General features: G+C 43.8%; 18 protein-coding genes and 3 pseudogenes. 13 read left to right on the plus strand and 8 right to left on the minus strand.

Annotated features, from left to right (window positions below; translation table 11 throughout):
- Window positions 1-36: 36 nt before the first annotated feature.
- On the minus strand, window positions 37-477 hold the full coding sequence (locus AC3IRK_RS06805; RefSeq protein ID WP_489170570.1) for a hypothetical protein: 441 nt from the start codon (window positions 475-477) through the stop codon (window positions 37-39).
- Between the two features lie 546 nt (window positions 478-1,023).
- Between AC3IRK_RS06805 and AC3IRK_RS06810 the strand changes: the two genes are divergently transcribed.
- A complete protein-coding gene (locus AC3IRK_RS06810; RefSeq protein ID WP_489170571.1) occupies window positions 1,024-1,653 on the plus strand; it encodes a hypothetical protein in 630 nt (209 codons plus the stop codon).
- A 58-nt stretch (window positions 1,654-1,711) separates the two neighbouring features.
- Here the strand turns inward: AC3IRK_RS06810 and AC3IRK_RS06815 are convergent, their stop codons facing one another.
- Window positions 1,712-2,680, minus strand: a complete 969-nt coding sequence (locus AC3IRK_RS06815; protein ID WP_131972951.1) for a DUF2268 domain-containing putative Zn-dependent protease — start codon at window positions 2,678-2,680, stop codon at window positions 1,712-1,714.
- Window positions 2,681-2,836: 156 nt separating this feature from the next.
- On the opposite strand from AC3IRK_RS06815, the gene AC3IRK_RS06820 reads away from it, so the two are divergent.
- The 3 genes from AC3IRK_RS06820 (at window position 2,837) to AC3IRK_RS06830 (ending at window position 4,001) form a co-directional block, all read left to right on the plus strand.
- The gene (locus tag AC3IRK_RS06820) at window positions 2,837-3,136 is read left to right on the plus strand and encodes a hypothetical protein (RefSeq protein WP_489170572.1); all 300 of its coding nucleotides are present in this window, start codon (window positions 2,837-2,839) and stop codon (window positions 3,134-3,136) included.
- 94 nt (window positions 3,137-3,230) lie between these two features.
- On the plus strand, window positions 3,231-3,449 hold the full coding sequence (locus AC3IRK_RS06825; protein WP_489170573.1) for a hypothetical protein: 219 nt from the start codon (window positions 3,231-3,233) through the stop codon (window positions 3,447-3,449).
- Window positions 3,450-3,521: 72 nt separating this feature from the next.
- Entirely contained in the window at window positions 3,522-4,001 is a 480-nt protein-coding gene (locus AC3IRK_RS06830; RefSeq protein ID WP_489170574.1) for a glutathione peroxidase, read from the plus strand.
- A gap of 84 nt (window positions 4,002-4,085) precedes the next feature.
- Here the strand turns inward: AC3IRK_RS06830 and AC3IRK_RS06835 are convergent, their stop codons facing one another.
- Both AC3IRK_RS06835 and AC3IRK_RS06840 read right to left on the minus strand, forming a co-directional pair.
- Window positions 4,086-4,550 carry a hypothetical protein gene (locus AC3IRK_RS06835; RefSeq protein ID WP_489170575.1) on the minus strand — a complete coding sequence of 155 codons (465 nt, stop codon included), beginning with the start codon at window positions 4,548-4,550 and terminating at the stop codon, window positions 4,086-4,088.
- Window positions 4,551-4,564: 14 nt separating this feature from the next.
- Window positions 4,565-5,470 (minus strand): EamA family transporter, encoded by a 906-nt coding sequence (locus AC3IRK_RS06840; protein ID WP_489170576.1) that lies wholly within the window; start codon window positions 5,468-5,470, stop codon window positions 4,565-4,567.
- Window positions 5,471-5,640: 170 nt separating this feature from the next.
- Between AC3IRK_RS06840 and AC3IRK_RS06845 the strand changes: the two genes are divergently transcribed.
- The 5 genes from AC3IRK_RS06845 to lysS all read left to right on the plus strand — a co-directional run bounded on the left by AC3IRK_RS06845 (window position 5,641) and on the right by lysS (window position 10,589).
- A complete protein-coding gene (locus tag AC3IRK_RS06845) occupies window positions 5,641-6,588 on the plus strand; it encodes an SMI1/KNR4 family protein (RefSeq protein ID WP_489170577.1) in 948 nt (315 codons plus the stop codon).
- 15 nt (window positions 6,589-6,603) lie between these two features.
- Window positions 6,604-7,560 (plus strand): SMI1/KNR4 family protein, encoded by a 957-nt coding sequence (locus AC3IRK_RS06850; RefSeq protein ID WP_489170578.1) that lies wholly within the window; start codon window positions 6,604-6,606, stop codon window positions 7,558-7,560.
- Window positions 7,561-7,634: 74 nt separating this feature from the next.
- A complete protein-coding gene (locus tag AC3IRK_RS06855) occupies window positions 7,635-8,051 on the plus strand; it encodes a hypothetical protein (RefSeq protein ID WP_489170579.1) in 417 nt (138 codons plus the stop codon).
- Between the two features lie 21 nt (window positions 8,052-8,072).
- On the plus strand, window positions 8,073-8,339 hold the full coding sequence (locus AC3IRK_RS06860) for a hypothetical protein (protein ID WP_489170580.1): 267 nt from the start codon (window positions 8,073-8,075) through the stop codon (window positions 8,337-8,339).
- A gap of 729 nt (window positions 8,340-9,068) precedes the next feature.
- The gene (lysS, locus tag AC3IRK_RS06865) at window positions 9,069-10,589 is read left to right on the plus strand and encodes a lysine--tRNA ligase (protein ID WP_489170581.1); all 1,521 of its coding nucleotides are present in this window, start codon (window positions 9,069-9,071) and stop codon (window positions 10,587-10,589) included.
- A gap of 43 nt (window positions 10,590-10,632) precedes the next feature.
- Here lysS and AC3IRK_RS06870 read toward each other — a convergent pair whose 3' ends face one another.
- The gene (locus AC3IRK_RS06870; RefSeq protein WP_489170582.1) at window positions 10,633-11,274 is read right to left on the minus strand and encodes a DUF3885 domain-containing protein; all 642 of its coding nucleotides are present in this window, start codon (window positions 11,272-11,274) and stop codon (window positions 10,633-10,635) included.
- A 152-nt stretch (window positions 11,275-11,426) separates the two neighbouring features.
- Here AC3IRK_RS06870 and AC3IRK_RS06875 point away from each other — a divergent pair, with 152 nt between their 5' ends.
- Window positions 11,427-11,648: a DUF2188 domain-containing protein gene (locus tag AC3IRK_RS06875; RefSeq protein ID WP_026833220.1), complete on the plus strand. Its 222-nt coding sequence runs from the start codon at window positions 11,427-11,429 to the stop codon at window positions 11,646-11,648.
- Window positions 11,649-11,807: 159 nt separating this feature from the next.
- Here the strand turns inward: AC3IRK_RS06875 and AC3IRK_RS06880 are convergent.
- The 3 genes and pseudogenes from AC3IRK_RS06880 to AC3IRK_RS06890 form a co-directional block, all read right to left on the minus strand.
- Window positions 11,808-11,927 (minus strand): annotated as a pseudogene (locus AC3IRK_RS06880) (GNAT family N-acetyltransferase); the annotation flags it as partial.
- Between the two features lie 128 nt (window positions 11,928-12,055).
- On the minus strand, window positions 12,056-12,409 hold the full coding sequence (locus tag AC3IRK_RS06885) for a hypothetical protein (protein WP_489170583.1): 354 nt from the start codon (window positions 12,407-12,409) through the stop codon (window positions 12,056-12,058).
- A gap of 586 nt (window positions 12,410-12,995) precedes the next feature.
- Window positions 12,996-13,574 carry a histidine phosphatase family protein gene (locus AC3IRK_RS06890; protein ID WP_489170584.1) on the minus strand — a complete coding sequence of 193 codons (579 nt, stop codon included), beginning with the start codon at window positions 13,572-13,574 and terminating at the stop codon, window positions 12,996-12,998.
- 255 nt (window positions 13,575-13,829) lie between these two features.
- Between AC3IRK_RS06890 and AC3IRK_RS06895 the strand changes: the two are divergent.
- From AC3IRK_RS06895 to AC3IRK_RS06905, 3 genes and pseudogenes are all read left to right on the plus strand, one after another.
- Window positions 13,830-14,723 (plus strand): annotated as a pseudogene (locus tag AC3IRK_RS06895) (Cof-type HAD-IIB family hydrolase).
- Window positions 14,707-15,669, plus strand: a pseudogene (locus AC3IRK_RS06900) (LacI family DNA-binding transcriptional regulator). Before AC3IRK_RS06895 ends, AC3IRK_RS06900 begins: the two co-directional pseudogenes overlap by 17 nt.
- A gap of 96 nt (window positions 15,670-15,765) precedes the next feature.
- Entirely contained in the window at window positions 15,766-16,125 is a 360-nt protein-coding gene (locus AC3IRK_RS06905; RefSeq protein ID WP_489170585.1) for a cupin, read from the plus strand.
- The last annotated feature ends 196 nt before the right edge of the window (window positions 16,126-16,321 follow it).

Consider the following 16,321-nt stretch of genomic DNA (forward strand, 5'->3'; position numbering starts at 1 on the left):
TTAGATGTATAGACACAAGATCTATTCGTTCTTCCTTCAATCTACTTTGATTAAGAAAGCAAACTGACCGTCACCATTCTTTGACCATCTTGCTTGAAGTTCATAGGCATATGTGCCGGCTTCTTTCGGTGTTACGAGTTGATTATTTTTTAACCTAACCGGGTTACCGGTCTTCTTGTTGTTAAATTGAAGGATGTTGATTGTATCAGGTTCTGGATCGAAGGCAATCCGGATTTTCTCGTTCGGCATGACGGTGACCGGTTTACTTTTTTCAGTCATGTGTAAACCGTCTACATAGATTTTGTCTACGCATTGGCCGCTAAACAGGCCACTCCAGCAAAATGTCCCTTGAACCGTTGGAATACTTTTTCCCTGTATCTCGACACGGGGATCGGGTGGTTCATCACGGAAGGGTTCGAATTGAACGAACAAAGCAATGATGATAATCAAAGAGCCGATTAATAAAAATTTACGCATCTGAAACTGTCCTCCTTCGTAAATGGTATCTTAAAAGGTCAATCGTATGCTTAATCCGATAATCTAATATGGGTTAAACTGAAATGTGGCTTACACTGTATATCAATTTCTGTTTTTCCTGAATTGGCTCTGATTTTTAAACACTCATTTTCATTTCTTATTGATTCTATATGATATAGTTCAAATTCGAAGATTGTTCACCTGTACATATCATTACTTAGACTGACGTTGCATTTATGTTCATATTGTGAGATATACAATAATAGCTGAAACCCAAGTTTGTCGACCTTCTTATACATATAAAAACCGGCACCTTCCTGATAAAGTTCTTCCGGTTCGGATTCGAATAACTCAAGCAGTTCGTATTCATCATAAAACATGTTTTCTACTCCTTCATTTTGTATTTGTTGTATATAGGTACCCGGTTATGACTTTTATTAGGATTTCGTTCTTAAGGTTTAGGAGTAGGTATATTTGTACCTGGTTTTGATAAAACTACTGGAATCAAGCAAGGTGATCTTGCTTGATTCCTTTTGGAGGTTCTAAATGACAATTGAAGTGATTAAAAATATTAGCGTTTTATTTCGTGAAGAAGCGAAAAGACCAGTTTCATTGTTGGACTATCTTAAACTAAATGATTTACGAATCAATGAACTTCTGGAAGATGAAAATAGGAATGGTGAATTTATTATTGAATTCGAGCTGGAACAAGACACCATCACATTATCTTACGAAATGCATGAGCTGGAAGAAACATCGCTAGTAGAATACATCGTGTATTTCATCTGTAAGTGGAAATGGATTTGGGAGTGGTATTCGGAACGATTTTTAGAATACGACATACCATTTGGCATTTATCCGACAATCATCGATTACGCGAAAGCCCGCATACGTCCGCTCGAATTAATGGAAGAAAAGATTCTAGAATTAGAAGGATTTACAAAAGAAGACTTACTCTTTTATTATGGCTCAGGACCGTTCGATGACTTTGAGGAAGCCAATCGAAATCTGAATCAAATTTTAGAATTTGATGAAGTGAACAATAAAGAAAACATGCGAAAACAAGGACTTTATTTTGACCAGGTAATGGAAAAATGGATTCAGATTCCAGCTTCTCTCGACATCATCGAAAATGTAATTCGGGCATTATCCAACGTAAGTTTAAGAGAAGATTGAAATCCGTTTACTAAGTAACCATCCTACAATGATAGTTTTTTCGAAATGTATTAATGTATCATTCCAGAATATCTTGGTACTTGTAGCCTTTTAAAATATCCTGTTGATCTGCAAATGTCCATTCCGATATGGAATGATCAGGATTCGTTTTAAAGTAATGATCCATGACATCCCGTCCTAAGATATAGTTACTCCATTGGGGAATGTCTTTTTGCTGACTACCGCCTACAACTTCTTCATAAGTAGCTTCACCGCTCTCGATCAAACTGGCTACATGTTTCTTGGACTTGTCATCCATCGGTACGTTCCACGGCGGTGAAACGTCCTTGACGACACGGTCGGCAAAGGCATCCGCCTTGCCCTCGGTGATGATTGAATCAAGAATCTCATTCATTTTATATTCGGCTGTATCTTGAAGAATCAAATGATGGTATTCATGTGCGACTGTGTAAGCAAGTGTATCCTGATCAAAGTTTGTATCGAGATACAGGATGAACGTGTCCTTATATGCTGCGGCAAATACGCCTTTCATAGATTCACTCATAGAAGAATATTCCGAGTTGGTAGGTACGATGAAAATCGTACTTTTCTTTTTCGGAAGTACCTTATTTGCAGCGGTATAGTTTTTTATGATGATGTCTTTGATTTCGTCATGGTGTTTCATCAACTCGTTTGTCCGATCCACCAGTTCTTGCTCGTAAACAGTTGATTGCAATAAAAAGTAGCCTTTTAAACTGGTCGTATCAAAGTTTTCCTTCTCTCCAATTTCACCTATGTAACCGAGAACAGATTTCGCATAACTATTTTTATCCGCTTCTGGATCATTTTCTTTAAGGGATGCCTTCAAATAGTTTTGATAGGGCGTATAAAGCGGAACGATGTTTAATTCACTATCCTTGTTGATTTTCACAGTTTCCGGTTTAAATTCTTTACTTTCAGAGTGCGTCACTGTTTTTTCTGTTTCGTCTGTACAGGATGATAACAGCAGGAACGGGATGCAAAGCAAAGGAGTAATTACTTTTTTCAACGGGATGACCTCCATTTCTAAATCGTTAGGACTATGAACTTCTTTGTTGCACGATGAGGATAGAGTTCAGAACTTCATATGTAAAATTATACCATAAAAATTAAAGGATTTAATGCCTGAATTATTCATATGATTATTTAATTGGGAGATGATGACATGAGAACTATTCAAATCGATGATGTAATAAAAAAACTGGAACACGTTCTGAAAAAACAACTGACACGAGAGGAAGTATCCGAGTGGGCATATGAACGGATGGCGGCTTTGGAGTGGATGGAAGAGAAAGAAGGCAAATCGTTGACGAAGCAGGAATTGGCTGTCTTTCGTTGTCTGACGATAGTCTATGGAATGGATTTGCAAAATACTCCGAACGAGTATTTTCATGTAGACAACGATTTTCGGGATTGGATCAAAGCATTTCAGGAAGAGGAGAGAAACTTTAAAATTAAGGATTGAGTACATTTCGCTGATTGGCTTTTCTCAACCAATCATCATATTCATGAAACCTTTGCTTAAAGAAACAGGTAAAAAGAGGAAAGGGGATGATGAAATGGTTCGATGTACAAATTGCGACTATAAGTGGAAGATGAAGGATGTGCTTGCTGTCACTATTGCAAACCACGGCAAAACATGTCCGAACTGCGGGAAGAAGCAATATCTTTCAAAAGATACCCAACATTATCTGTCACTCGGATACATCAGTCTGTTTTTTCTGTTGATCATGCCGTTTGTCATCAAGCTGAGTGACCGGGAAGAACACATCTGGTAAGCGAGTTGACGTGTGTTCAAAAAAGATGGCGCTTTTTCAGCGATGTATACTGATGATAAAGGGGGAATGAAAATGAATACATCGCTCTACGAAATCGAGGTACAGGACGCAACCGGTCAGACGGTTTCACTTAACGACTACGCCGGAAAGGTTCTTGTCATCGTCAATACAGCAAGTAAGTGCGGGCTCGTCAAGCAACTCGGAGACTTACAGCGGCTACACGACAAGTATGCGGATCAAGGCGTCAAAGTGCTCGGATTCCCGTGTGACCAATTCAACAATCAGGAGTTTGCCGATCAGCAGGAAACGATGCAGTTTTGTCAGTTGAATTACGGTGTGACATTCCCGATGTTTCAGAAGATTGACGTCAACGGACCGACGGAACATCAGTTGTATACGTATTTGAAGCAACAGCAGGGAGGACTGCTGTCGTCAAACATCAAGTGGAATTTCACGAAGTTTCTTGTTGATCGTCAAGGGCGGGTCGTCAAACGATTTGCCCCGGTCGACTCGATTCAGACGATTGAAAAAACACTGGCGAGGTATGTATAATGAAATCACGTCCCGTCCGGCGCAAGCCGTCGGGCGGGACGTGTCGCATCACCCTACCTTTGGCGAGGTAGGGCTTTTTTTATGTCAGATATTCGTCGGAGGATCAAACGTCTGTTTAACGATATAGTCACTCCTCTTATGACCAAGATCCGTAAAGACCGGCGGACGCGGGGACAGGACATGAAAGTCCTGTTCGAATGCCCGGATGGCATAGTGCGTCCAGTCGCGCGAAGGGTCCCGCTTCAAGCCCATCCAGGCCGTCGCAAAGGTCAGGAGTGCCGAGTCCTGATACAGGGTGAGCGGAACCGGACTGAACTCTACCTCGTCATCCAGTTCATGCAAATCCGACGAGCGGAGCAGGACGCAATCTGCTTCAAACAACAGTTCGAAATAATTGCAGGAATAGTCGCCGATGAGCACCATGACTTCGTCCGTATGGCCGCGAAAATAGAGTGCCAACCGGTTGCCGTTTTCCTCGTTCATGACAATGTGATCGAGTTTAATCTGATAGTCTTCACGGTACAAGAGCTTCTCGAATGTGATGTGCATGACGGATTCCCTCCTTAAGAATGTTTTTCCTCGGCGAGTTCGAGGATGTCCGGCTGACGTGCCGAACGCGACGACCAGACGAGTAGTCCGATGCCGAAAAATAAAAGCGAAATGCCGACCCATGATAACAGACTGAGTGTTTCCCCGAGGACAAAAACGCCGAGCAAGGCAGCGGTCAACGGTTCACCGAGCGACAGCGTAACGGCTGTCGAAGACGAGACGTGCGCAAGACCGCGGGCAAACAATAGATAGGCAAGTCCTGTTGCGAGGACACCAAGGTGGAGACTGATACCGGCACTACGGAGACTGAAGACCCACGACAGATCAAACAGGAACAACAGTGGCGATAACAAGAGGGCGCTGAGTGTAAACACGACCGCGACGACGGATAGCGGAGGATGTGTTTTCACTAAGTCCCGGCTGACAAACGTGTAGACGGCAAAGGACATTCCGGCACCAAGTGCGAGTACGATCCCGAACGGATCGACCGAGACAGATGCTTGATTCATGACCAACAGTAAACAACCGGCAATCGAAAGCAATGTCGACAGCCACCAAATCGTGCCCGGTCGATTTTTTAAGAAAATCCATTCAATCAATCCGGAAAAAATCGGCGCACTGCCGATCGCGACGACGGTTCCGATGGCGACACCGGTCATGAGGACGGCGGAAAAGAATAACGGTTGATAGGCGGCCATGCTGAGGGCAGCGAGGAAAATCGTGGGCAACGGCCAATCTTTTAAGGTCAACCTTCCGGTCAGTAAGGCGAGACTGAGTAAAAAGAAGCCGCCGACGGCTAAACGGACGGCGCCGATCGCAATCGGGTGGGCCGTTTCCGGCGCAAAGGCTTGCGACGTGCCGGTCGTACCCCAAAGCATTGCCGCCAGTAAAATCAGCAGCATCGAAGACTGTTTCTGCATGGTTCACCTCCAGATGGATAGACATAGATGCTGTTCGGGCATCATTTTGGTTAGAAAAAGAATACCACAGAAACAGGAAGCTTGAACCACCCAAATTATTGGTAAAATGGTAGACTAAAGGAAGATGAGGCAAGACGGCTCATACATAGAGAAACAAAAGGATGGATATTATGAATCAAATCGCAGTTGTCCTCGATGGACTCAAACAGAAAATCAGCCATGGATCGACGTTTATTCAACGCAGTTACAATTCAATCGGTCACGCTACGTTCCATCTGCCAAAACCGGTTAGATCGAAAACACTGGACGCGTTCGAAGCCGAGTTCAAGCAACCGTTACCGAGCGAATATCAGACTTTTCTCGAACTGCACGACGGAGCGAAACTGTTTATGTTGGGTGACGAAGGGCTGGTCTTGTATCCGCTCGAGGAAATGATCGAAAAGACGATCGAAGCCAAGGAAGACGGTCTGATTGATGAAGACTATGATCATTACTGGATCATCGGTGAAATCAACGAAGGATACCTGCTGATTCATACGAATCATGCGAAAACAGAAGATACACCTTATATGTACTGGAAGTATCATGAAGGGTCAACCGAGGACACCGATGCCATCGGTCAAAACTTCGGGACGTTTCTTGAACGGTCGATCATCGCCCAGGGCGACATGTACTGGGAATTTAACATTTTCGATGTCCGGGAAAACGATTACTATGTCGAAGAAGACACCGAACAGGTACAGGCGGGCGTGTCGATTGCATCCGAGGAACGGGTCCGGATTGAAATTGAGTATCCGATTTACCGCCGGGGAGGGTTTATCGTTTCTTTTTATACATATGAAAATGGAAAAGCCCAGTTACGGTCGGAATCAAACGGTTTCGATAATTTTAAACAAATCCATCGTTATCTAGTGGGTACTTTGGATGAACCAGGATACTACTATTCTGAAATCGTCGTTTTCCAAAAAGAAGCACCGCTTTGGGAAAGTGAAGATGCATCCGGTGAACAGATTGCAAAACGTGTTGAACATCCGCAAACCCAAATCATGCAGTATGACGGTTACCAGGCCTTTGTTAATGATTTGCCGCGTCCGTTACCGGGTTGGGAAAAAGCATGACAGGGAGAGAATGATATGAATCAAATCGCAGCAGTACTCGGTGGGCTTCAACAGAAAATCAATCACGGATCAACCTTCACTCAACGGAAGTACAATGAAATCGGTCAGGCAAAATTCAATTTTCCGGAACCGGTGACCGCTTCATCGCTTGCGGCATTCGAAGACGAATTCAATCAAAAATTACCGAGCGAATACCAAACGTTTCTTGAGCTGCATGACGGAGCGGATCTGTTTATTCTTGACGACGGTCTTGGTCTAGTGTTGTATTCTCTTGATAAAGTAATCGAATCGACAACAGAAGCAAAAGAAGATGGTCTTATTGATGAAGATTTTGATTATTTTTGGGTGATTGGTGAAGTCAATGAAGGATATCTCTTAATTCATACGGAACATGCTAAAACAGAAGACACACCTTATATGTACTGGAAGTATCATGAGGGAACCACTGAGGACGCCGATCTAATCGGCCAGAATTTCGGAACATTCCTCGAGTATTCAATCATCGCCCAAGGGGACGTGTTTTGGGAATTTAAAGACTTCAGCATTGAGAAGGACAATTATTTCGTCGACGAAGATCCTCCGAAAGAAGACGTCAAGCCACCGCTGCCGATCAAATTTGTCGATTCCGTTAGGGTCGAAATCGAATATCCGATCTCAAAAACTGATTCAGATTACGAATATACCGTCTCGATCTACGAAGGGAAGTCTGGGAAAGAACGGTTGATGTCGCGTTATGAAGGCGGATCCCGTTTTAACAAGCTAATTGAGGATGTCCGTAACCGGTTGTCTGGTCGACAATTTCATTATTCATTAATTAATGTCTTTCAGACAGAATCTCGATTTTGGGAAAATGAAGAAGAAACAGGCGACTCATTAATTATAAATGAAAGCCCGCAAAAACAAGGGCTCAGTTATGACGGCTACCGGGCCTTTGCGGACCAGTTGCCTCGTCCATTACCGGGTTGGAAGTAAGCAAAGCATTACGTTCAAGGAGCATCTTCATTTCTTCCACTCTTTTGAAATGCATGCGAAAAGGAGGAATGGAAATGAAAAAACTACTGATTATGCCATTGTTATTCAGTTTAACCGGATGTATGTCCCTCGACATGAAACCGAGCAGTCAGTCGGTCGAAACCGGCTATACAGGAAGCATCAAAGACGGATTTGTATTTGAATATAAACTGACGAACACAGGCGATTATCCGGTAAAAGTCGTCTCCCGGGCCGGTCATCTGCTCAATGTCAAGGTCCGCAAGCACGATACGCAAAAAGTCGTCTATGACTCTTACGAGGAAGTGGAGCCGAAACGGTTGTCGAAGGAAGTTCAACCGCATACAACGGTGAAGCTGAAGAAAACGGTCAAAGCCGGTGTCATTCCGGTGGGTGTCTATGACATCGACTATATCGTTCGTGACGATAAAGGTGAAAGTAGCGGTGGCGATATAGAAATCAGATTAAAATAATTCAATTCAGGAGGAACATACATGTTGAAAAATCCAAATTATCGTTATGGCACGTGGGCTTTGATTGTCAGCTTTTTCTTGTTCTTTATCGTTCAACTGTTCAGTGCCTACATCGAGCTGTCACCGAATTTTTCCAGTGAGTCGCTCGATGACTATTATCTGAAATATTTCCCGATTGGTGCACTGATTGTTGGATGTACGTTTTTCATTAATGGCTGGTGGAAGGAAGACTTGAAACAACAGGCGCAAAAACAAGAATTACTTGAAACAAAAAAATCGGTCGAATAAACTTATTTCTTGAGATGGAGTGAAACGAAATGGTAAAGAACTTTAATTTTTTATTGATGTTAACGGTAGCAGGCATCATATTCATGCGTTTTTTGTCAAATACAGAAATGATTCCATTTTTGAAAGTAGTTTTTACACTTATCGGATTAGTAATGATCTTATGGGGGATCATCGGAATGTTATTGCACGGTTGGGTTATGGGGTATGAGCGAAATAAGAAACGGATTTAAAAACAATTGAAACAAAACCAATTAACGAGCAAATCAAAAAAATCCGGTGATTTCTATTTAAGGAGTATCACCGGATTTTTGATATATATTTTAACTAAAATTAAAAAGTAAAATGGAAACTTGATAAGACGATCTATCAAAGTAACTGAAAAAAGATTGACAATCTATCTCCATTATTTGTATGCTAATCAAAATCAAATAGACATGGCTGTGAAGAGAAGAGTAGGAAGAAACTGACGGTGCCAAGCGAGTCCGAACTGGTGAGAGCGGATGACCGGGTTTCAATCTGAAAAAAGCCTCTGAGCTTCGTACGGATTCCAACTGGATGATGCTACGATGGATTCTCCCATTATCGAGAGCGTGTATGTTTGTACATGTAAAGGTTGATCTGGTGACAGGTCAACGAACAAAGGTGGTACCACGGGAAGCTGATTCTCGTCCTTTAGTGAAAACTAAACGGCGGAAATCAGCTTTTTTGCCGAACTCAGGAGGAATCAATATGCATTGGGCAGAAGAAACCGCACGTGCCATTATTACAAGAAATCCTGAAAAACAAAAGTATGTATGTGCAGCAGGAATCAGTCCGTCGGGACCGGTTCACATCGGTAATTTTCGGGAGGTCGTGACTACCTACTTCGTCGTTCAGGCGTTACGGGACTTAGGAAAAGACGTCCAATTTTTATTCTCGTGGGATGATTACGACCGCTTCCGGAAAGTTCCGGCTGATATCGTAGGGCATGATCGTTATTTGGGACGGCCGTACAGTGAGACACCGGCACCCACAGGTGAAGGTTCATATGCACGTCATTTTGAGGAAATGTTCGAGAAAACGTTGCGATTGTTTCAGATGGAACCGGAATATCGGTACCAACACGCCGAATATCGGTCGGGCCGATATGCGGAGTTGATTCTACACGCTTTTCGGGAACGTCAAGCAATTTATGAAATCTTGATGCGATATAAATCAGCTACTCCTTCTGAAGCGGAGCGGGTAAGTTATTTTCCAGCTTCCGTCTACTGTACAGCTTGCGGGACGGATGCAACGACAATCGAGTCGTTTGACGATCATGAAGCGACATACGACTATCGGTGTATATGCGGGTGGTATGAGACGATTGACATGCGTAGCAACCATCAAACGAAATTGAACTGGAAAGTCGATTGGGCGATGCGTTGGGCAATGGAGGGTGTTGATTTTGAACCGGGTGGGAAAGATCACTCCGCGGCAAACGGAAGTTATGTCGTCTCATCCGAGATTGCACGTGAAATTTTTGGTGTGGAACCTCCGTTGTATCTCCCGTACGAATTCATTCGATTAAAAGGAGAAACGAAGAAAATGTCGAGTTCGAGTGGTGGAGGGTTAACACCACAAGATTTGCTGCAGGTCTATCCGGCTCATCAAATCTTATTCCTATTCGCAAAACACCGACCAGAGCATGCGTTTCATATCGGAATAGACGAAGATGTGTTACGGCATTACGCGGAATATGAGCGGATGGTGATGCATTATGAACGGCAAACACCAGAAATCCAACAAAGTTTACGCTGGAGTCAGGCGGACTTGAAGAACGAACTGATCCCGTTTTCGCAATGGACGACCCTTGGTCCGATGGTTGATTTTAATGAACCGTTACTACGTCAATTACTGGAATGCAACGAGGCAGACGAGACAATTACAGCTCAAGTCGAGCGTGCCCGCCAATTCGTGACAAGTTGGTGTCCGGAAAGACAGATTCGGATTCGTGAGCAACGAAATGATCAAAAATTCGCGGCGTACTCGATGGAAGAACAAGACTGGTTAAATCGTTTCGCAGAAGCAGTGCGGGGAGAAGAAGATGTTCTGGCGGTCTTCTATCGTCTGACTCGGCAAGTAGAAAAGAAAGAAACGATGGGGATGCAAAAGATTCGCTCGACGATGTTGTACGAATTGACGATTGATAGCTCTTTTGGTCCTCGGATTCCGTTACTTGTAAAGGCTATCGGGCATGAGCGTTTTTGTTCGCTCTTATCATTTGATTGAATCGATACAGTAGGATTATCACAAGATAGGCTCAAATGATTCACTACTCTTCAAGTTGATTAGGAAAGCTTTCGGATAAATCAGATGTGTACTGTTCTTTCAAAAACTCAAATCTCGTTTCATTGTTAGTTAAGATAAAACAGCCTCGGTCGTCAAAAATATGCAGGATGATATCTTGATCGGCATGCACAAAAAAGATTTCAGGATAGTACGTCTGTCTCGATTTGAAGCGGGGATACAACTCAGGAAAGTCCTGATTACAGATTGCTTTAAGCAACTTTGTATAATAAATGACCTGTCTGTTCGGCAACAAGCGGGTGTATTGGAAAATGACTTCCTCGTCGCTTACATTCTTTTTTTCAAACTCAATCGTGTATCGATTCTTGTTATTTTTGAGATAGCGCTCAAAAATCTCCGTACTTTTCGCCGGAGGAGAATGGCGGTCTTTTCTGACACGTACAACGAGATATAGACGGTCATCTTCCTGAAACAGGTCTTCAAACAAGGTGAGCGATTTTTGATAAACCTTCTCGAAATACGCCATATTCAGTTCATCGGAATTATCTTGTATTTGGTAGAGTTCTTTTTCCAAGTCGAGACGTAGTGTCAATGGACGCTCCGCGAACGATTCTGCTAGCACGTCTGGATTGCCAAAGTGAGTCTGTAAATAATCGTGTAACTTCATGCGAGTGCTCCTCTCCGGGCGGTTATCGTGTACTGCTAAGTGAACAAGGTTTCGATGCGCTGGAGACTGTCTCCAGACGAATGAAGACTTTTAGTTAAGGGTAACAAGGATAGAAGCAGGATAAAACGATCCATCAAAAAGGAAGTGAATTCATGGCGAATCAGCATATTACACCACATCCGGATGGCGGTTATCAGGTCATTGAGGAAGGGGCTTCCAAAGCAACGGAACGGTTTCCGACACAAAAAGAAGCCATCGCAGCAGGACGGAAAATTGCGAAGGATCAACAGGTTGAGCTGATCATTCATAATAAGGAAGGGCAGATCCGCGATAAGGATTCGTACGGCAATGATCCGTTTCCTCCAAGAGGTTAAGAAAGTATGAAGCACGTCGCATTCAATGGACGTGTTTTTATTGTGCATTGAGCCGTCCTGCCATTCCGTCTGCAACAAGAAATACATATACAAATCATCGAATTGACCACGTGTCTTCTCGTACTGACGCAGCAATCCTTCCTGTGGAAAGCCGAGGCGGTCGAGCAAGTGCTGAGAAGCGGCATTTTCCGGCAGGACCAGTGCCTCGATCCGGTTCAGGTTCAACTCCGTAAAACCGTATTTGAGCACAACAAGAACCGCTTCTTTCGCGAGCTCCATCGGTTTAACGACCGAGATATATCAGGAGACTCGGAGCGTCGAGCGGTGTCACCTCGCGGAGTGTCAGTCTTGTGGTTTGCAGGATGGGAATGGAGAAGTAGTCAAAGTAATCCCTTCCTTCCATGGATTTAATATAATCCGGTCATGGTCAGCTTCAGAAGCATCGATACAATGTATTCTTTGGCGATCGTTTCGTCGATGAACTTCTTTTGGTCAAACGTCATGCCACGTTCCCGAAAAAACGTGTACCACGTACCGTATTCTTCATAATAATGAAATCCGTCCAGCAAACGATAGGATTCGGTCGAAGATTGTTCAGGTATTCCGTGTACCGTCGTATAAGCTAAGACTTCCGCTCGACTGACAGTAAAAACGTCTGCGTAGGAATGATTTCGCATATTCGGGACACCAAGTGTTTCACAGGCGAACTGAAGCGGATTTCCATAAAGAAGTACTTTGATCTGTGTATCCCGATTGACCACTTGTTTCGACTCCTGTCCTAAAAAATGACGATGCTGATGTTCAAAATGCATTTCCATCATTTTAACATTTGGATAATTGTAAAACCAGATGATGGTAAAATGTGAAAGAGGAAGATTTTATCAAAATCAGCCGAGAATACTCCCACTTCTAAACGTTCAGGGCGAAGCCCTAGTGCAAGTGGGAGATGAATCGTCTTCGGGCAAAGCGTGTCTTGCGACACGTTAATTGCCCGACACTCCTGGTTTGAAAGCAATTAAAATCAGGAATAAAAAAAGAGTCATGTTCTTTGGAAACTGAAGATATAGGGTTGTGACAGGAAGTTCGTCTGTCACGTAAAATCTTCAACGTTCACCTTGCGGATGACCGAAGTAGCGAAAACCAAGCAGAGTAGGCATCCGCATAAAAGAAACGGACAAGATCAACGTTCAACCGTCGGGACGACGGGGTTAGCCGGATAAATTTTTGACCGCTAGGTTGAATAACTCAGGAATCCTCCACCTCTTAGCGAAGCGTAGGTGGAGGTAGTTCAACAGACAGAATCAATCCGCCGGAACAACCGATTTTGCTCGAGTTCATCACGTCTCATCAATCGTAAAGCGGTAACGTGATGCGTGACATGTTTACGAGCTCTGTCCCTTTAAAGGTAAGTTGATAGATATCCGGCTTTGTCGTTTGGCGGAGAAAATTAAAATCGTACATAGCATCAAAATGATGAAAAATCGCAGTCATGATGAAACCGTGCGTGCCGATGACGATCCGTTTTCCAGCGTTCTTTTGCAAAATCAACATCAATGCCTGAATTCCACGGTGCTGACAGGATTGAAATGTTTCCGAGCCGTCGTGAGAAAAATCGTGATCAGTAAACATCTGTTGGACGAGCGGATAGACGTCAGCTTGCGGCATCGTCTGATGTCGTCCGGAAAAGGCACATTCTCGTAAGTCTTCATCAATCAAGATGTCTTTCCCGAAATGACGTGCTGCCGCTTCGATCGTCAACAACGAACGCTGATAGGGACTCGAGAAAAACAGATCAATGTTTTTATCTTTTAAGTAGGTTGTGACGTGTTGTGCAGCCATTTGTCCGGCATCGGTTAAGCCGCGTGTTCGTTCATCCAAATCGGTTTTCGGAGATTCAGCGTGCCTTACAAAGTAAATAGTTGTCATAGGAGATAAATCCTCCTTTCTGTGATGGAGTAAAGTGATTGATGAGGTAAAAATTAAAGGATACAGCTGACAAATCAGGTCAAAGTCCTAATGATTAGTAAGCGGGTTGGTCCTTCTTGATTATTATGAGCCATTTCACAAAAAAGAGACATTCATTTTAACCTATGTGGAATGGGAATAAAGAGGTTGCTCTGGGATGCGTTTCAGAAGCTAGACTGGAAACGAACAGTACATCATCCCGTGAGGAGGAACACCATGCGCTTATTTGCCATTGATTTAGACGGTACCTTGTTACACTCAACTCATATAATTTCAGAACGAAATGTCTCAGCCATCAAGCGATGTCAGAAGAACGGAGACATCGTCGTGATTGCGACAGGGCGAGCCGCGTTTGACGCAGCGCATTTGTTGCGGCTCCACCAGTTGGATTGTCCGATTATCAGTTCAAACGGAGTAGAAATCCAGGCAGAATGCGAAGGAGAACCGATACGGAAAAATGCTTATGTTCCATCTGACGAGAGTGAAGCCATCTTGAACTGTTTGCTGAAGCAAGACGTATATCTTCATATTTACTTGGAAGACGAAATTCTGATGACGTATGACGCGACGGATCAGTTGATGAAATAAATCAAAAAGGAACAGAGAACCAATCCGTTGTTTCAAGCTGACGAATTCCTTAAATCCGTGCAGCCGCAATTGACGCAATACGGCGTCCTGGAAGTAACGGATTTCTCAGACGTCGATTTAGCGAAAGTCATGAAGTTCATGATTGTCAGTCCCAAAGCAGTTGTACTGAAACGGATCGAAAACGACTTATCGTCACGAAATTGCACCGTTACAAGCTCCGGCCCATTTAACCTTGAGGTGACGGCGAGCGGAAGCGATAAGGGAATGGCGTTGCAACAATTTGCTGAACGGTTGGGGATTCCACTGACAGCAACCGTAGCAATTGGTGATCATCACAATGACCTGCTGATGTTTCGGGTTGCCGGGACAAGTATTGCGATGGGGAATGCGGAAGACGCCGTTAAACGACAGGCGACGGAAGAGACGGGACATCATGATGACGATGGAGTTGCCATGGCGTTAGAAACGTTCTGTTCGATTCAAGTCGGACATAAAGGAGGGCAGGATGGCAAATATTACTGAAATCGCAAAGACAGCCGGCGTTTCCCGCTCGACGGTCTCCCGTGTGTTGAACAATCAGCCGTATGTCATTGCTGAGAAACGGGAGGCTGTCTTACGGGCAATGAAACAACTGGATTACCGACCGAATCAAAACGCGGTTCATTTATCCCGAGGCAAAACAAATGTCATCGGAGTGATGGTCCCGCAAATTAACCATCCGTTTTTCAGTCAATTGATTGAAGGGATCGGTATCGCCTGTGCCGAGCGGAATATCTCGATGCTCATTCATCAAACGTTTAATGACAGGGAACAGGAACAGCAGTCATTTACACAACTGCGGCATAAGCAAATCGACGGGCTGATCATCGGCTCGTCGGTCAGTCCGCCTGACGTGCTCGAGCGTGTCCGACGCGATGGTCCGGTCGTAATCTGCGAACAGCGGGAAGAAAGTCTCGCGTAGGTCGCTGTTGATCATCAAAGTGGGATTTTGGCAGTGTTGTCTCATATAGTGGAACGGGGACATTCTTCTCTTGAACTGTGTCTCGGAAATCCGGCGAGCGGTGTTGGACTAATTCGTCGCAACACCTTCGATGCGTTCGTTCAAGAACACGATATATCCGTTTCGCCGGACTGGTATTTTGAGGAGAACTATTCCTTTGTGGATGGACAGGACGTGATGAAACGCTTGCTGAAACTGACGGACAGACCAACTGCCATCATCGTCGGGAATGATTACGTTGCTGCCGGCATCATTCATCAGGCGAAACAAGGAGGGATTAACATTCCGGAGATGCTTGCTGTGACCGGTTTTGACAATCATCCGATTGCTGAAGCGATGGGGATGACGACCGTTGCCCAACCGATTGAACGACTCGGAAAAGAAGCGGTCCAAGTGCTCGATCGATTGGCTGCGGGAAAAGAGCTTCCCATCTGTCAGCCGATTCCACTCGAGCTGATTGTGCGTTAAACGACATGATACTTGAAAGTTGTAAAGTTTGTAAACGTAGCGGTTTATCTTCGCAAAGCGGTCGTATTCAAAAGCGGTTGGTCAGGAGAGGATTATATGGAAATCTATCAATTTAAAAAAGAAGTGGGTAAGAAAATTACAAAGTTCGACTCAGATTTTGTGATGTCACGTATTACACAGACAGACAAAGTAGCACATATAGGATGTGTGCATTTAGATGAGGATGGGTTAATTGGTTATCATCCAGCTGTTGTTCCTCAACTTCTTTTAGCTGTAAGCGGAGAAGGCTGGGTCAGAGGTGAAACGGATGAATACATCAAAGTTCATAGTGGGGAAGCCGTATTCTGGGATAAAGATGAATGGCATGAAACCAAAACAGATACGGGATTGACTGCAATCGTGATAGAAAGCGAAGAGCTGACCACTTCATCATTAATATCTTTGGAAAAAGTTTAAGTGTTAAATAAGTGTGAAAAACTAAAAGATATCCTAATTAGGCTACCGTTATAGCGTATTCATTCGGTTCAATAATTGTGAAGAGGATTTTTTTGTAATGCAAGATTTGATGTAGAGGATGTTTATAGCTCACTTTCAGGTGTGAACGAAAAAAACGCAGATGCTCTGTTCTTCCGTGAACAGGAGGATCTGCGTT

The organism is Exiguobacterium sp. GL_137 (assembly GCF_057834585.1).

What these genes read in the sequence shown, in the direction of transcription:
- AC3IRK_RS06860 (WP_489170580.1), top strand. Translation starts at nt 8,073, where the DNA reads ATGTTGAAAAATCCAAATTATCGTTATGGCACGTGGGCTTTGATTGTC.
- AC3IRK_RS06825 (WP_489170573.1), top strand. Translation starts at nt 3,231, where the DNA reads ATGGTTCGATGTACAAATTGCGACTATAAGTGGAAGATGAAGGATGTG.
- AC3IRK_RS06830 (WP_489170574.1), top strand. Translation starts at nt 3,522, where the DNA reads ATGAATACATCGCTCTACGAAATCGAGGTACAGGACGCAACCGGTCAG.
- AC3IRK_RS06870 (WP_489170582.1), bottom strand. Translation starts at nt 11,274, where the DNA reads ATGAAGTTACACGATTATTTACAGACTCACTTTGGCAATCCAGACGTG.
- AC3IRK_RS06905 (WP_489170585.1), top strand. Translation starts at nt 15,766, where the DNA reads ATGGAAATCTATCAATTTAAAAAAGAAGTGGGTAAGAAAATTACAAAG.
- AC3IRK_RS06855 (WP_489170579.1), top strand. Translation starts at nt 7,635, where the DNA reads ATGAAAAAACTACTGATTATGCCATTGTTATTCAGTTTAACCGGATGT.
- AC3IRK_RS06835 (WP_489170575.1), bottom strand. Translation starts at nt 4,550, where the DNA reads ATGCACATCACATTCGAGAAGCTCTTGTACCGTGAAGACTATCAGATT.
- AC3IRK_RS06820 (WP_489170572.1), top strand. Translation starts at nt 2,837, where the DNA reads ATGAGAACTATTCAAATCGATGATGTAATAAAAAAACTGGAACACGTT.
- AC3IRK_RS06890 (WP_489170584.1), bottom strand. Translation starts at nt 13,574, where the DNA reads ATGACAACTATTTACTTTGTAAGGCACGCTGAATCTCCGAAAACCGAT.
- AC3IRK_RS06840 (WP_489170576.1), bottom strand. Translation starts at nt 5,470, where the DNA reads ATGCAGAAACAGTCTTCGATGCTGCTGATTTTACTGGCGGCAATGCTT.
- AC3IRK_RS06805 (WP_489170570.1), bottom strand. Translation starts at nt 477, where the DNA reads ATGCGTAAATTTTTATTAATCGGCTCTTTGATTATCATCATTGCTTTG.
- AC3IRK_RS06875 (WP_026833220.1), top strand. Translation starts at nt 11,427, where the DNA reads ATGGCGAATCAGCATATTACACCACATCCGGATGGCGGTTATCAGGTC.
- AC3IRK_RS06850 (WP_489170578.1), top strand. Translation starts at nt 6,604, where the DNA reads ATGAATCAAATCGCAGCAGTACTCGGTGGGCTTCAACAGAAAATCAAT.
- lysS (WP_489170581.1), top strand. Translation starts at nt 9,069, where the DNA reads ATGCATTGGGCAGAAGAAACCGCACGTGCCATTATTACAAGAAATCCT.
- AC3IRK_RS06810 (WP_489170571.1), top strand. Translation starts at nt 1,024, where the DNA reads ATGACAATTGAAGTGATTAAAAATATTAGCGTTTTATTTCGTGAAGAA.
- AC3IRK_RS06845 (WP_489170577.1), top strand. Translation starts at nt 5,641, where the DNA reads ATGAATCAAATCGCAGTTGTCCTCGATGGACTCAAACAGAAAATCAGC.